This window comes from Pseudomonas psychrophila (genome assembly GCF_001043005.1).
GTDB classification, from domain to species: Bacteria; Pseudomonadota; Gammaproteobacteria; order Pseudomonadales; family Pseudomonadaceae; genus Aquipseudomonas; species Aquipseudomonas psychrophila.
Map to the genome: position 1 here is coordinate 1,119,554 of NZ_JYKZ01000001.1, position 14,050 is coordinate 1,133,603.

Annotated in this window: 12 protein-coding genes; 4 read left to right on the forward strand and 8 right to left on the reverse strand. The window is 59.2% G+C overall.

Annotated elements, in window-relative coordinates; genetic code table 11:
* Positions 1 to 145 precede the first annotated feature (145 nt).
* Positions 146 to 1,270: a methyltransferase gene (locus TU76_RS05190; RefSeq protein ID WP_048351197.1), complete on the forward strand. Its 1,125-nt coding sequence runs from the start codon at positions 146 to 148 to the stop codon at positions 1,268 to 1,270.
* 57 nt (positions 1,271 to 1,327) lie between these two features.
* Here TU76_RS05190 and TU76_RS05195 read toward each other — a convergent pair whose 3' ends face one another.
* Genes TU76_RS05195 through TU76_RS05205 form a run of 3 tightly spaced genes read right to left on the reverse strand, consistent with a single transcriptional unit; the run spans position 1,328 to position 4,003 of the window.
* Complete coding sequence (locus tag TU76_RS05195; protein ID WP_019824067.1) at positions 1,328 to 1,495, reverse strand: DUF2474 domain-containing protein; 168 nt, start codon at positions 1,493 to 1,495, stop codon at positions 1,328 to 1,330.
* A 57-nt stretch (positions 1,496 to 1,552) separates the two neighbouring features.
* Positions 1,553 to 2,560, reverse strand: coding sequence for a cytochrome d ubiquinol oxidase subunit II (cydB, locus tag TU76_RS05200; protein WP_019824068.1), 1,008 nt, complete (start codon positions 2,558 to 2,560; stop codon positions 1,553 to 1,555).
* A 3-nt stretch (positions 2,561 to 2,563) separates the two neighbouring features.
* Positions 2,564 to 4,003, reverse strand: a complete 1,440-nt coding sequence (locus TU76_RS05205) for a cytochrome ubiquinol oxidase subunit I (protein ID WP_019824070.1) — start codon at positions 4,001 to 4,003, stop codon at positions 2,564 to 2,566.
* Positions 4,004 to 4,408: 405 nt separating this feature from the next.
* Here TU76_RS05205 and TU76_RS05210 point away from each other — a divergent pair, with 405 nt between their 5' ends.
* Entirely contained in the window at positions 4,409 to 5,638 is a 1,230-nt protein-coding gene (locus TU76_RS05210; protein WP_019824072.1) for an MFS transporter, read from the forward strand.
* A gap of 105 nt (positions 5,639 to 5,743) precedes the next feature.
* Here the strand turns inward: TU76_RS05210 and TU76_RS05215 are convergent, their stop codons facing one another.
* Entirely contained in the window at positions 5,744 to 6,181 is a 438-nt protein-coding gene (locus tag TU76_RS05215; RefSeq protein ID WP_048351198.1) for a DUF4879 domain-containing protein, read from the reverse strand.
* A 210-nt stretch (positions 6,182 to 6,391) separates the two neighbouring features.
* Here TU76_RS05215 and TU76_RS05220 point away from each other — a divergent pair, with 210 nt between their 5' ends.
* On the forward strand, positions 6,392 to 7,687 hold the full coding sequence (locus TU76_RS05220; protein ID WP_019824076.1) for an NCS2 family permease: 1,296 nt from the start codon (positions 6,392 to 6,394) through the stop codon (positions 7,685 to 7,687).
* Positions 7,684 to 8,772 carry a tRNA (uridine(54)-C5)-methyltransferase TrmA gene (gene trmA / locus TU76_RS05225; protein WP_048351199.1) on the forward strand — a complete coding sequence of 363 codons (1,089 nt, stop codon included), beginning with the start codon at positions 7,684 to 7,686 and terminating at the stop codon, positions 8,770 to 8,772. The genes TU76_RS05220 and trmA overlap by 4 nt, the downstream gene beginning before the upstream one ends.
* A gap of 118 nt (positions 8,773 to 8,890) precedes the next feature.
* On the opposite strand, the gene TU76_RS05230 is transcribed toward trmA, so the two are convergent.
* The 4 genes from TU76_RS05230 to TU76_RS05245 all read right to left on the reverse strand — a co-directional run bounded on the left by TU76_RS05230 (position 8,891) and on the right by TU76_RS05245 (position 14,021).
* On the reverse strand, positions 8,891 to 10,177 hold the full coding sequence (locus tag TU76_RS05230) for a TolC family outer membrane protein (protein ID WP_088500090.1): 1,287 nt from the start codon (positions 10,175 to 10,177) through the stop codon (positions 8,891 to 8,893).
* Positions 10,178 to 10,206: 29 nt separating this feature from the next.
* Entirely contained in the window at positions 10,207 to 11,535 is a 1,329-nt protein-coding gene (locus tag TU76_RS05235; RefSeq protein WP_048351201.1) for an HlyD family type I secretion periplasmic adaptor subunit, read from the reverse strand.
* Positions 11,532 to 13,277, reverse strand: a complete 1,746-nt coding sequence (locus tag TU76_RS05240) for a type I secretion system permease/ATPase (RefSeq protein ID WP_048351202.1) — start codon at positions 13,275 to 13,277, stop codon at positions 11,532 to 11,534. The genes TU76_RS05235 and TU76_RS05240 overlap by 4 nt, the downstream gene beginning before the upstream one ends.
* Before the next feature lie 114 nt (positions 13,278 to 13,391).
* On the reverse strand, positions 13,392 to 14,021 hold the full coding sequence (locus TU76_RS05245) for a heme acquisition protein HasA (protein ID WP_019824087.1): 630 nt from the start codon (positions 14,019 to 14,021) through the stop codon (positions 13,392 to 13,394).
* Between the last annotated feature and the right edge of the window lie 29 nt (positions 14,022 to 14,050).

Sequence of the window (14,050 nt, forward strand, 5' to 3'; positions counted from 1 at the left end):
GCTCTACAGCGGACAAACGCATCAGGCAATCTGCGGCAAAAAAAAGTAAAATCACGCCTACCTGTAAAACCCACGGACTCCTCTGCTTGCCATCCCTCTCTCAGGAGCTGGCCATGCAGCTGCCGATTCCTCAGAGTTTGTATAAATGCCTGTGCTAGAAAGCCCCTTCGCCCAACTTCGCCTGATCCGCCAACCCGAACAGCAAAACGAGCCTTTGCAGGCCTTTGATGCGGCGGATGAGTATTTGCTAAATCACCTGGCCGAGCAGGCGCTGCCCGCGAACAGCCGGGTGCTGGTGCTTAATGACAGTTTTGGTGCACTGGCAGTCAGTCTGGTCAGCACACTGCCTGTCACCAGCAGCAGCGACTCCTTTCTCGCCTTGCAGGCGCTGGAAAAGAATCTGGTGCTCAACGGGCATGCCTACGATGCGGTATCGATCATCCCCGCCAGCGAACCTCTGGTCGGGCCTTTCGACTGCGTACTGGTGCGTGTCCCCAAAACTCTGGCGCTGCTTGAAGAGCAACTGATCCGCCTGCAAGGCCAATTGGCACCCGGTGCTAAAGTCATTGCAGCTGCGATGGTCAAACACTTACCACGCGCAGCAGGCGATCTGCTGGAGCGCTATATCGGGCCGGTGCAGGCCTCGCTGGCGGTCAAAAAAGCCCGCCTGCTGATTGCCACGCCGCAGGCCCTGGGGCCGTTCACATCGCCGTACCCAACGCGGTATCGACTGGAAAAACCGGCCATCGAACTGCTCAACCACGCCAACGTGTTTTGCCGCGAAGACCTCGATATCGGTACTCGAGCGTTCCTGCCTCACCTGCCCAAAAATTTGGGCACTGCTCGGGTTGCCGACCTGGGCTGCGGCAATGGGGTGCTTGCCATTGCCAGCGCGTTGAATAACCCGCAGGCGCAGTACACGCTGGTCGATGAATCGTTCATGGCCGTGCAGTCTGCCCGCGAAAACTGGCAGGCCGCACTGGGTGATCGCGAGGTCATTGTGCGGGCAGATGACGGTTTGGCCAGTCAGGCCCCGGACTCACTGGACGTGGTGCTATGCAATCCGCCGTTTCATCAGCAACAAGTGGTGGGGGACTTTCTGGCCTGGCGCATGTTCCAGCAGGCGCGTGAGGCGCTGGTGGTGGGCGGCGCTTTGTACATCGTCGGCAATCGCCATCTGGGCTACCACAGCAAACTGGCCAAACTGTTTCGTGGCGTCGAGCAGGTTGCCGCCACGCCCAAGTTTGTGATCCTGAAGGCGCGCAAGTAAGCGCGCCCTTCCAGGCAATAAAAAACCCTCCGTAGAGGGTTTTTTATTGCCTGGCCATCAGTGGCTCTTCATCCCCGCAGCGGTCATGAATAGCCGAATCAACCAAGCGAATATTGCCAGGCTCCCCACACTGGCGGTCCAGATCACCAGCAACCAGCCAATGCGTTGCCACAAGGGCTTCTTTTCGCACTCTTGCACGTCGTTTAGATAATCCTTGCCAGCCATGTTCGGGCCTCCTCTAGGGAAAAGGCTGTGGCCCTCAGGCCACAGCGGCATTTACTGCTAGTGATAACCGTCTTCGTGAGTCACCTTGCCGCGGAACACGTAGTAGCTCCAGAAGGTGTAACCGAGAATAAACGGGATGATAAACAAGGTGCCCACCAGCATGAAGCCCTGGCTTTGGGGCGGTGCCGCAGCGTCCCAGATCGAGATCGAAGGCGGGATGATGTTCGGCCACAAGCTGATACCCAAGCCGCTGTAACCCAGGAAGATCAACACCAGGGTCAACAGAAACGGCATGTAGTGAGCCTTGCGCGCGATGGCCTTGAGCAGGCTATACATGGTCACCAACACCAGGATCGGCACCGGCAAGAACCAGAACAGGTTCGGCAGGGTGAACCAGCGTGCGGCGATGTCAGTGTGCGCCAGCGGAGTCCACAGGCTGACAATTCCCATCAGCACCAGTACAGCCAACGCCAATGGGCGACCCAGCTTGTGCATGCGCTCTTGCAAATGGCCTTCGGTTTTCATGATCAGCCAGGTGCAACCCAGCAACGCATACGCCACGATCAGTGCAATCCCGCAGAACACGGTGAACGGTGAAAGCCAGTCCAGGCCGCCCCCTGCGTACTCGCGGTTAACCACCGGAATGCCGTCAATAAAAGCACCCAGTGCCACCCCCTGGAAGAAGGTGGCCACGAGCGAGCCGCCAATAAAGGACTTGTCCCAGATATGGCGCTTCTCCGGCCGGGCCTTGAAGCGGAACTCAAAGGCCACGCCACGAAAGATCAAGCCCATGAGCATCAACATCAGTGGCAAGTACAGTGCCGACAACACGACCGAGTAGGCCAGCGGGAAGGCACCAAACAACGCCGCACCGCCCAGTACCAGCCAGGTTTCGTTACCGTCCCAGACAGGGGCGACCGTATTCATCATCACATCGCGGTCGCTGTCGCCCTTGATAAAGGGGAAGAGGATGCCGATCCCGAGATCGAAGCCATCCATGACCACATACATCATGATCCCGAAGATGATGATGATTGCCCAGATAAGTGGCAGATCAATACCCATGACTCAATTCCCCTTAGTCAGGCTGTCGCTGTGGCCTTCATCTGTACCCTCATGGGCCGCAGACAGAGGACGGGCAGGCGTGCGTTGCTGGCCTGGGCCACCGTGGGTTTCGTCATCGCCTTCGTGAGTGATCGGGCCCTTGCGCACCAGACGCATCATGTAACCGATACCTACACCGAACAGCGAGAAATACACCACGACAAACATGACCAACGTGATGCTCATTTGCATGACGCTGTGATTGGAGGACGCATCCGAAGTGCGCATCAGCCCATAAACTACCCACGGCTGACGGCCAATCTCGGTGGTGAACCAACCCGCAAGAATAGCGATCAGGCCCGATGGTCCCATCCACAGCACCGCACGCAAGAACCAACGGTTCTCGTACAACGTGCCGCGTTTGCGCAGCCACACGCTCCACAGGCCGATAAAGATCATCAGCATGCCCAGCGCAACCATGATGCGGAAGGTAAAGAACACAATGGTCGAGTTCGGACGATCCGCTGCCGGGTAGTCCTTCATCGCCGGGATTTGCTTGTCCAGACTATGGGTCAGGATCAGGCTGCCCAGGTACGGGACCTCGATCTTGTAGTCCGTGGTTTCGGTTTTCATGTTGGGAATGCCGAACAAAATCAGCGGCGACGGCTCACCGGGTTTGTTCTCCCAGTGACCTTCGATTGCTGCGATTTTCACCGGCTGATATTCCAGCGTGTTCAAGCCGTGGGCATCACCGATCAGAGCCTGCACAGGCGCAACCACCAGGGCCATCCACATCGCCATCGAGAACATGCGGCGAATGGCCGGCGTGTTACGACCGCGCAACAAATGCCAGGCCGCCGAAGCACCGACAAAAAATGCCGTGGCTACAAAGGCTGCCGTGGCCATGTGCGCCAAGCGGTAAGGGAACGACGGGTTGAAAATCACCGCCAGCCAATCCACCGGAATGACCCGACCATCAATGATTTCGAAGCCTTGCGGGGTTTGCATCCAGCTGTTGGAGGCCAGGATCCAGAAGGTCGAAACCAACGTCCCGAGTGCCACCATCGCGGTCGAGAAGAAGTGCATCCCTCGGCCTACGCGGTTCCAGCCAAACAGCATGACGCCCAGAAAACCTGCTTCAAGGAAGAATGCGGTCAGTACTTCATAGGTCAACAGCGGCCCGGTAACAGCACCGGCAAAGTCCGAGAACCTCGACCAGTTCGTACCAAACTGATAGGCCATAACCAGGCCCGATACCACGCCCATCCCAAAGTTGACGGCGAAAATTTTCGACCAAAAGTGATACAGATCGCGGTAGGTATCGTCACGGGTTTTCAGCCACATACCTTCGAGCACCATCAAATAGCTGGCGAGACCGATGGTAATGGCGGGAAAAATGATGTGGAACGATATGGTAAACGCGAACTGAATTCGGGCGAGCTCGAGAGCATCCAATCCGAACATAAGTCTTCCTCTATCAGGTATCAGGTCGTTGAGGACCCAGGCATCCTGCCTGGATCCAACTACCCCGCAAGCCGTGGCCACCGCGAATCGTTGTTCGCTTTTAAAACCACAACGCAAAGGGATCTGGCCGGCTGGCCACTCAGACAAAACCCCACAGGCTTTGATCTGGATCAAGCATCGATGAAAGAGTAGTCCATTCCTGACACACGGCTAATGTGGTTTGTTGTCGCGTGACACGATGCCTCAGGCCTTGATATAGACCGTTGCAAGAACCGCAGGGAATCGTAAAAAACGCTTGTGCCATCCTGCGTGCAGTCCGGGAGGACTGTGATATTTCGAGTCATTATTTGTTACAAAACAATGATAGTCTCGACGCTCCCTGTCTTCGGCCACGATCCCTTTTAAATGACCAGCCAGCCCCTCCTGCTCCGCCATCACCGGCCATTTGTGGCCTTCTGGTTTGCCCGGATCTTCACCGCCAGTGCGTTTCAGATGCTCACCGTGGCCATTGGCTGGAACCTCTACCAGCTGACAGGCAATGTGATGGACCTGGGGTGGGTAGGTTTGATCGAGTTCGCCCCGCGCCTGCTGTTTATGCTGCACACCGGGCATGTGGCCGACCGCTATGATCGTCGCAAGGTCGCGGCCCTATGCCAGTCGGTTCAGGCCATGATCGCCCTGACGCTGGCCATCAGCAGTGCAGGCGATCACATCACCCGGGAACTGATCTTTATCCTGGCGTTTTTGCTGGGTGCCGCCCGCTCCTTCGAAATGCCCGCCACCCAAGCGCTGCTGCCCTCCATCGTGCCGGTTGAACTCTTTCCACGCGCAGTGGCGGCGGCACAAGCGGCGCAACAGTCCGCCACCATTGTCGCGCCTGCGTTTGGCGGTTTGCTGTATGCATTTGGCAGTATCTGGGTCTATGGCCCGAGTGTTGCTTTGTATCTGATTGCCGCACTGCTGATGAGCAACCTTCCCGCCCGCCAGTTGCCACTGAACAAAGCCAAGGCCACGCTGGACTCCCTGCTCGCGGGCATTCGCTTCATTCGCAGCCGCCCTGACGTTTTAGGCGCTATCTCTCTGGACCTGTTTGCGGTCCTGCTGGGCGGAGCCACGGCGCTGCTGCCGGTGTTTGCCAAGGACATTTTGCTGACCGGCCCCTGGGGCCTGGGCATGTTGCGCTCGGCTCCGGCGGTCGGTGCCTTGTTGATGTCATTGTGGTTGGCCAGATTCGCAGTGGAGCGCAAGGTGGGGCGCGTCATGTTTACCGCTGTAGGGATCTTCGGTGTCGCAACCATCGCGTTCGGCCTGTCGACCTCGTTCTGGTTTTCAATGGCGGTGCTGGTGGTACTTGGCGCGGCAGACATGATCAGCATGGTGATCCGCGCCTCATTTGTGCAACTGGAGACCCCGGATGAAATGCGTGGCCGGGTGAGTGCGGTCAACGGCTTGTTTATCGGCGCGTCCAACCAGCTGGGGGAATTTGAATCCGGCGTCACCGCCCACTGGCTGGGCACAGTGCCCGCCGTGGTGTTGGGCGGGGTTGGCACGCTGGTCGTCACAGGGCTGTGGATAAAACTGTTCCCGGGCTTGGCCAACCGGGACCGAATGGTGGAAGAGCACAAAACCCTGTAGTCGCTGCCGCAGGCTGCGATAAGGGCCGAAGGACCTTCGCTCTTTAAAAAGAGCGGCCCCTGCGGGCCCGATCGCAGCCTGCGGCAGCGACTACAGGCGAGGATCTCACTTTATATATAGCCGCACACCCAGTCGGTTGTGCGGCGGCACCAACGAGGTGTTACTGAACTCGAACCAGCCGCCGTCCTTGCTACCCAGGTCAAAGGTATACAAGTGCCCCACCGTGGTGCCTGCACCGTTACAGGCCACCAGCCCCTGACCCTGGTTACAGACCGGAGCCCTAACTCCGTCAACTTCCTGACCATCCAGTGTCACATTTGGCTGGCCGCCGTAACCGCGCTCCAGTACATAGACCTTGATGTGGGGGCCATCATGGTCGCAGCGGGTCTGCTCGCGGCCATCGGACACATCCTCTACAGCGCAGGAAACAGACACCACCTTGAGAATCTCTACCGTGCTCAAGGGCGTCGCGGGCGCGGCGCTGATCGCGGCACTTATAAGGAAGCCAACACTGGCTGAAATTGAGGTGATGAAGTGCTTCATGGATCCCTCCTAAAACTGGCACGCAGTATGCCTGCCACATCAAGGTTATAAAACACGGCCCAGCAGGTTAACCAAAGCAGCCATATGTACGAGCTGCTGGTATGATGCGCGGCTTTTTCCGACAGACAGAAATTCTTCAGGCGGTCCGCGTCTGTGCTTTGCTGTTGAAAACGATTTAATCACGGCGCATTTGGCGCCACGGGGACTGGCATGCTGGAAAGGCTGTTTCAACTCAAAGCACACAACACCAATGTGCGTACCGAGATTCTTGCGGGTATCACCACCTTCCTGGCGATGGCCTACATCCTGTTCGTGAACCCGAGCATTCTCGGTGAGACGGGCATGGACAAAGGCGCCGTATTTGTTGCCACCTGTCTGGCGGCGGCTATCGGCTCGGCAACCATGGGCATTATTGCCAACTACCCGATTGCACTGGCACCGGGCATGGGCCTGAACGCCTTCTTCACCTACACCGTGGTGCTGCACATGGGCCACACCTGGCAGGTAGCGCTGGGTGCGGTATTTATCTCGGCGGTGCTGTTCTTCCTGTTGTCGATCTTCCGCATCCGCGAATGGATCATCAACAGTATTCCTCTGCCCCTGCGCTCGGCCATTGCCGCCGGTATCGGCCTGTTCCTGGCGCTGATCGCCCTGGGTAACGCCGGCATCGTGGTTGCCAACAAGGCAACGCTGGTCGGCATGGGCGATCTGACTCAGCCAAAAGTGGTTCTGGCCTCCCTGGGCTTTGCCCTGATTGTTGCCTTGGAAGCGATGAAAGTACGGGGCGCGGTGCTGATCGGCATTCTGGCCGTGACCATTGCTTCCATTGCAATGGGCGTCACCGATTTCGGTGGCGTCGTGTCGATGCCACCTTCCCTGGCCCCGACCTTCCTGCAACTGGACATCAAGGGCGCCCTGGACATCGGCCTGATCAGCGTAATCTTCGCCTTCCTGTTCGTTGACCTGTTCGACAACTCCGGCACGTTGATCGGCGTGGCCAAGCGCGCTGGCTTGATGGGCAAAGACGGCCACATGCCAAAAATGGGTCGCGCCCTGATCGCTGACAGCACCGCGGCCATGGCCGGTTCGTTGCTGGGTACTTCGACCACCACCAGCTACATCGAGTCGGCGGCAGGCGTGAGCGCCGGTGGCCGTACCGGCCTGACCGCCATCGTGGTCGGCATCATGTTCCTGCTGGCGTTGTTCTTCTCGCCATTGGCCGCCAGCGTTCCAGCCTTCGCCACAGCACCTGCACTGATGTTTGTTGCGGTACTGATGATGAGCGGCCTGGCCGAAATCGAATGGGACGACGTCACCGTTGCCGCCCCGGTGGTGATCACCGCGCTGGCCATGCCGTTTACCTACTCCATCGCCAACGGCATCGCCTTCGGCTTTATTTCCTGGACTGTGATCAAGCTGCTGTCGGGCCGGGCCCGCGAGCTTAATGCGCCGCTGATCATTCTGTCGGTTCTGTTTGTCGTCAAGCTAGGTTGGTTTCCTGCATGAGTGCTTTGCCGTTTGATTCTGCTACCTACGCCGTTGAGCTTGAGGCCAAGACCCAGCGTCTGCGCGAGTTGCTGGCGCCATTCGATGCGCCAGAACCCCAGGTGTTCGATTCGCCTCTGAAGCATTTTCGTCTGCGGGCCGAATTTCGCCTGTGGCGCGAAGGGGGCGAGCGTCACTACGCCATGTTCGCCCAGGATGACAAGCGCACGCCGATCCTGATCGAAGAGTTTCCGATTGCCAGCTTGCGCATCAACCAATTGATGCCGCAACTCAAGTCGGCCTGGAAAGCCAGCGCCCCCCTGAGCCACAAGCTGTTCCAGGTGGAGTTCCAGACCACCCTGGCAGGCGATGCGATGGTCACTTTGTGCTATCACCGCCCGCTGGACGAGCACTGGCAAACCGCTGCCGAGCAGCTGGCCAAAGACCTCGATATCAGCGTGATCGGCCGCTCCAAGGGTAAACGTGTTGTGATCGGCCGCGATCATGTCGTCGAAGCGCTGGAAGTGGCGGGTCGCACCTTCACCTACCAACAGCCTGAAGGCGCGTTCACCCAGCCCAACGGCACGGTCAACCAGAAGATGCTCAATTGGGCATACGAAGCATTGGGCGAGCGTTCGGATGATTTGCTTGAGCTGTATTGCGGCAACGGCAATTTCACCCTGCCACTGGCCACTCGCGTGCGCAAAGTGCTGGCCACCGAAATCAGCAAGACCTCGGTGTATGCCGCGCTCAACAACTTGCGCGACAACGCTGTGGATAACGTCACGCTGGTACGTTTGTCAGCCGAAGAACTGACCGAAGCCCTGAATGAAGTGCGTCCGTTCCGTCGTTTGCAGGGCATCGACCTGAAAAGCTACGAGTTCGGCAGCGTTTTCGTTGACCCGCCGCGTGCGGGCATGGACCCTGACACCTGCGAACTGACACGCCGCTTCGATAACATCCTGTATATCTCGTGCAACCCTGCAACATTGGCCGAGAACATCGCCCAACTGCACGATACTCACCGGATTGAGCGCTGCGCAGTATTTGACCAATTCCCGTGGACTCACCACATGGAATCGGGCGTGTTGCTGGTTCGCCGGTAAACACAGGTTCTGATACACCGTGTCGACCGAATCGCGGGCAAGCCCGCTCCCACAGGATCAGCGCAATACCTGTGGGAGCGGGCTTGCCCGCGAAGGCCACGCCGCAATTTGGCCATGTTTAATGGGCCCGAAAATACCCCGCCACCTGCCGCAAATCCCCTTCATTCAATAACCCCGCGTAGTACTTGAGCTGCACCCGCGCCAGCAAATAGGCATAGCGCGCCTCAGCCAAATCCCGCTTGGCACTGAACAGCTGCTGTTCGGCATCCAGCACATCCAGATTGACCCGCTCGCCCCCACTCACGCTTTTCTGCGTCGCCTGCACCAGGGCACCGGCAGACTCAACGGACATTTCATACGCACGCACCTTGGCCGCCGCGCTGCTGTTGAGGTTGTATTGCTTGCGCAGGTCCACCAGCGTCGTCGCTGTTTGCGCGTCCAGTTCGTACTGAGCCTGGGACAGTTGCCGCGCGGCCTGACGGGTGGATGCCGACACCGCCCCCCCTGCAAACAACGGCACGGTGAGCTGAATGCCCACGCTGTTGGTGTCGTATTTCTGGTTGTAGGTGCTCTCCGAATCGGAGCTGGTCTGACGGCTGCTGGCATACAAGCTGAGCTTGGGCAGATGCCCGGCCCGCTTGCGCTCCACCTCATACTCGGCCGCGGTCAACGCGTGATGCTGCGACGCCAGCTCCGGGTTATTGGCCAACGCCAGTTCGCGCCAGCTTTCGAAGCGCTGAGGTTCCAGTGGCAGAATCACAAAATGCGCCACCAGCGGGGCAAGCTGCTCGACCTGCAGCGGCTCACCAAGCATCGCCTCCAGCTCACGCAAGGCTGCGTCCTGATTATCGTGCGCCTCGATTTCTTCAGCCACCGCCATGCTCAGGCGCGCCTGGGTTTCCAGCACATCGGTGCGAGTACCCTCACCGCCTTCAAGAAGCCGTTGGTTGAGTTGCAGGCGCTCGGCAAAGGCGCGCTTTTGCGCCCGGCTCAATTCGATCCGCTCCTGCGCCAGCAGCGCCTGGCTGTAGGCACTGAGCACGCGCACCGCCAGATACTGGCTTTTGCTGCGAAAGCGCTCATCAGAAAACAGCGCCTGCGCTGCACCTTGTCGGAATCGTGCGTAGGCTTCGTAGTCCAGCAGCGGTTGCTGCAAGGTCAAGGTCGCCGCATAACTGCGGTAGTCGCGGTCGGTCCGAGTGCTGGCCTGGGTGACTTCGGACTCGTTGCGCGAATTGTTGTAGTTCCACGACAGGGTGGGCAGCAACGCCGAGCGACCCAAGGCGCGGTTCTCCTCCCCTGCCGCCCGCTCTTCAATGGCGGCATGGAAGGTCGGGTCGTTTCGAATCGCCAGATCGTAGGCTTCCAGCAACCCCATCGCCTGTACCGGCCCAGCACACGCCATCAGTAATCCACATAAGAACTGGCGCACCGTCATTCCTCCACCAACGCCATATGCGTGCGGTCGAGCAACGGCTTGAACAGGTAATTGAGCATCGAGCGCTCGCCCGTGCGCACAAATGCTTCAACCGGCATGCCCGGGCGAATCTGCAGCCCGGCCAGTTGGGCCATGCCCGCATCGCTGACCTGTGCGCGCAGCGTGTAATACGGCTCGTCCGTGCGCTCATCGACCTGGCGATCCGCCGACACCAGTGTCACCTCGCCCGCAACCCTTGGCGTGGTGCTTTGGCTGAAGGCCGAGAACATCAACTCTACCGGCAAGCCCGGGTGAACCTTGTCGGCCAGTTCAACCGGCACGCGCGCCTCAACCAGCAGGGGTTCTCCCTGGGGCACGATTTCCATCAGTGCCTGACCGGGCTTGATCACGCCCCCCTCCGTGAACACATCCAGACCCACCACAATTCCGGCCACGGGAGCGCGCAACTGGCTGTTGGCCAACTCAAACTCGGCCGATGCCAGCCGGTTGCGCAGATCCTCGGTGCGCACTCGGGTGTCGGCTAGTTGGGTTCGGACTTCCTTTTGATACTCCTCGGCCAGTTGCCGAATTTTCAGACGCATCTCCAACACTTGTCGCTGCAATTGACCGATGCGACCGTAGTCTTCGCTGATGGAGCCCAGTACCTGGGCGTACACCCGCTCGCTGTCCAGCAGGCGATTGCGCGGGATAAACCCTTCCCGCGCCAGCTCACGCAAACCTTGCAGTTGTTCGGTGAGCGCCGTTCGTTGCAGGACTTTACTGGCCTGGGAGTCACGTACCCCACGCAACTGCGCCTCGGCGCCTGCGATGCTTTCGTGGATACCTTGCTGATCCAGCAGCAAGGCCTGACATCGGCTGTCGAACAGTTGGCGTTGCAACGCCAGGTTGGACGCCACTTCAGGCGCCGCCGCCAGTGTCGTCAACTCTGTCGGAAAACTGACCTCCAGTGCGCCATCGCGCTCGGCATTAAGCCGCGCCTCACTGGCCAGCGAGCCATAAAACTGGCTGCGCAACGACTGGGCCTGCCCCAGCAGCGGGGTTTCCTTCAACCGGATCAAAACCTGACCGGCAACCACCTTGTCGCCATCACGCACGTCGATCCGCTCAACAATCCCGCCACTGGGGTGCTGCACCACTTTGCGATGGCCCGAAACCATCACCTTGCCCGACACCGCGACGCCCTTGTCCAGCGGCGCCAAAGCGGCCCAGCCGAGAAACCCGAGAAAGCCGCCGAGCATCAACAGCCAACCCAAACGCGAATAGCGTGTGTCATCCAGTTGCAGCACATTGCTGTCCCCAGGGACCTTGGCGTTCGAATACTTCATGCCTTGCCCGCCTCTGCCGTACCGAGCCGATAGCTCACATTCATAGCAGGCTTGGGCGCCGCAGATTTCGCTGCAGCGGGCGCACCAAGCACCTTGGCCGTGGGGCCAAAGGCTTGCAGCTGACCTTCGCGCAGAATCAACAGGTAGTCGGTGAGGGTCAGCACATTGGGTTTATGGGTGATCAAAATCAGTGTTCGCTTGTGCTGTTTGAGCTGGGCAATGGCCTGTAACAAGGCCTGTTCCCCGGCTTCATCGAGGTTGGAGTTGGGTTCGTCGAGCACGATCACCGCTGGCAAGCCGTAAAGTGCACGGGCCAGGCCGATGCGTTGCTTCTGCCCGCCGGACAGCCCTGCGCCGCCTTCACCCAGGCGCGTTTCATACCCCTCGGGCAATTGCAGAATCAGTTGATGCACGCCTGCCAGTTGCGCGGCGGCCAACACCTTGTCGGCATCCACCTCGGCAAAGCGTGCGATGTTTTGCGCGATGGTCCCGGCAAACAGCTGGATGTCTTGGGGCAAATACCCCAGATGAGGCCCGAGCTGATGCTTGTCCCACTGCGACAACTCAGCCCCGTCCAGCCGTACCTTGCCCGCCAGCGGCTGCCACACCCCAATCAACAGCCGGGCAAGGGTCGACTTGCCGCAGCCAGAAGGCCCGATCACCCCCATCACTTGCCCGGCCGGCAGGGTGAAGCTCAGGTTGGCCAGGGTGGCTCGACGGGTGCCGGGAGCGCTGGCGCTCAATTGCTCCACCGCCAGTTCGCCCCGAGGCGCAGGCAATGCCATGCGCCGGGCTCGCGGCGGATAGCTGTGCAGCAATGCTTCGAGACGTTGATAGGCCAACCGCGCCGAAGTCCATTGCTTCCACACACCAATCAACTGATCGATGGGACTCAATACGCGGCCCATCAGGATGGAGCCGGCGATCATCATCCCGGCAGTGATTTGTCCTTGTACCGCCAGCAAGGCGCCGAGCCCCAGCACCAGCGACTGCAGGGCCAGGCGTACACCTTTTGACCAGGCACTGACCGTGGCGGTCTTTTCACTGGCCAGATTTTGCTGTGCCAAAAAAGCCGTGTGTTGTGCCAGCCAGCCCCCACGCAAGGTATCGAGCATCCCCATGGCCTCGATGGCCTCGGCATTGCGCAGATGGGCGCTGGCTTGCTGGGTGGCTTGCACCGACAACTCACTGGCGGCTTTAAGTGGGGCTTGCGAGACGCGTTGATTGACCCACGCCAGTATCATCAACAGCACCGCACCGCCCAGGGCCAGCAGCCCCAGCCAGGGGCTGAACATAAAAATCACAAACAGGTACACCGGAAACCACGGCGCATCGAAGAATGCGAACAGGGCATTGCCAGTCGCAAATTGACGCAGGCTGGTGAGGTCATTCAGCGCCTGCCCGGCCGCCGGGTTGCCGGTGCGCAATTGCGCTTCGAACGCGGCGTCGTAGACGCGCTGATTCAAGCGCATATCCATCTGCGTGCCGAGGCGGATCACCACCTGGCTACGCACCCATTCCAACGCGCCCATCAGGCCAAAGAGGCCGAGGATCATCAGCGTCAGCATCAACAGGGTCATTTGATTGCCTGATGCCAGCACCCGGTCATACACCTGCAACATGTACAACGCCGGCGCCAGCATCAGTAAATTAATCACGGCCGAGAACAGGCCAATATTGAAAAAAGCGCGTTTGTAGGCCGTCAAGGCAGCCAGCATCTCGTTGGCTTTGGGCCGGGTCATGGAAGGATTCCGAGGAAGTGGGCCGAAAACCCTGTGGGAGCCTGGCTTGCCTGCGATGCAATCGCGGGCAAGCCCGGCTCCCACAGGATTGGAGTTCACTGAAGTGAGCGGGAGTTACGCCGCCAGAGCCCAGTCCTGAACCACTTCTTGCACGCCCACCAGGCTGATATCAGCCGCCAGCGGTGCATCGGCGTGAGCCAGGCCAGCTGCCGCCAGTTGGTCGAAGGTTGAATCGGTGCTCAGGCCGAACCCGCTCAGCAGGTTGTTGAGCACGCCTTCCAGACCCGATACGTCGCCTTTCATCAGGCCGTAGATCACGTCTTGAACAGCGTTGCCAGCACGGCCCGCATCGCTGGCGGCGGACAGGTCGAGGCCGTTGAAGGAGACGGTGTAGTCGCCCAGGCCAAACGCGCTGCCCGAACCACCAGTCAGCACTTCACCCAAACTCACGCTGTCCAGTTCACCCCACAGGTAATGGTTCATGTTGTCGCCAGCAGAGACTTTAGGGTCATACACATAATGCAGGCCATTGCTGGTATCGCTTCCTGCGATAAAGGCGTAGTCCGAATTATTGGCACCATGCGTCGCATACTGCTCACCATCTTGAGCACGGCCGCCACTATTGAAACCACCGGTATTGCTTAGACCGTGACCCGCAGTTTTAAAACCCTGGGCCCAATCGCTAAGCACGTCACCAATCGAATCAGAACCAACAAACGAACTATAGTTAATTGAAATAGTCATGACTTGAACTTCTTCCTTAGATAGTTTCA

Excerpts from the sequence above, each read along its gene's own strand:
- TU76_RS05235 (WP_048351201.1), bottom strand. The coding sequence starts at position 11,535 with ATGAAGTATTCGAACGCCAAGGTCCCTGGGGACAGCAATGTGCTGCAA.
- TU76_RS05190 (WP_048351197.1), top strand. The coding sequence starts at position 146 with ATGCCTGTGCTAGAAAGCCCCTTCGCCCAACTTCGCCTGATCCGCCAA.
- TU76_RS05220 (WP_019824076.1), top strand. The coding sequence starts at position 6,392 with ATGCTGGAAAGGCTGTTTCAACTCAAAGCACACAACACCAATGTGCGT.
- trmA (WP_048351199.1), top strand. The coding sequence starts at position 7,684 with ATGAGTGCTTTGCCGTTTGATTCTGCTACCTACGCCGTTGAGCTTGAG.
- TU76_RS05230 (WP_088500090.1), bottom strand. The coding sequence starts at position 10,177 with ATGGCGTGTGCTGGGCCGGTACAGGCGATGGGGTTGCTGGAAGCCTAC.
- cydB (WP_019824068.1), bottom strand. The coding sequence starts at position 2,560 with ATGGGTATTGATCTGCCACTTATCTGGGCAATCATCATCATCTTCGGG.
- TU76_RS05210 (WP_019824072.1), top strand. The coding sequence starts at position 4,409 with ATGACCAGCCAGCCCCTCCTGCTCCGCCATCACCGGCCATTTGTGGCC.
- TU76_RS05215 (WP_048351198.1), bottom strand. The coding sequence starts at position 6,181 with ATGAAGCACTTCATCACCTCAATTTCAGCCAGTGTTGGCTTCCTTATA.
- TU76_RS05240 (WP_048351202.1), bottom strand. The coding sequence starts at position 13,277 with ATGACCCGGCCCAAAGCCAACGAGATGCTGGCTGCCTTGACGGCCTAC.
- TU76_RS05195 (WP_019824067.1), bottom strand. The coding sequence starts at position 1,495 with ATGGCTGGCAAGGATTATCTAAACGACGTGCAAGAGTGCGAAAAGAAG.
- TU76_RS05245 (WP_019824087.1), bottom strand. The coding sequence starts at position 14,021 with ATGACTATTTCAATTAACTATAGTTCGTTTGTTGGTTCTGATTCGATT.
- TU76_RS05205 (WP_019824070.1), bottom strand. The coding sequence starts at position 4,003 with ATGTTCGGATTGGATGCTCTCGAGCTCGCCCGAATTCAGTTCGCGTTT.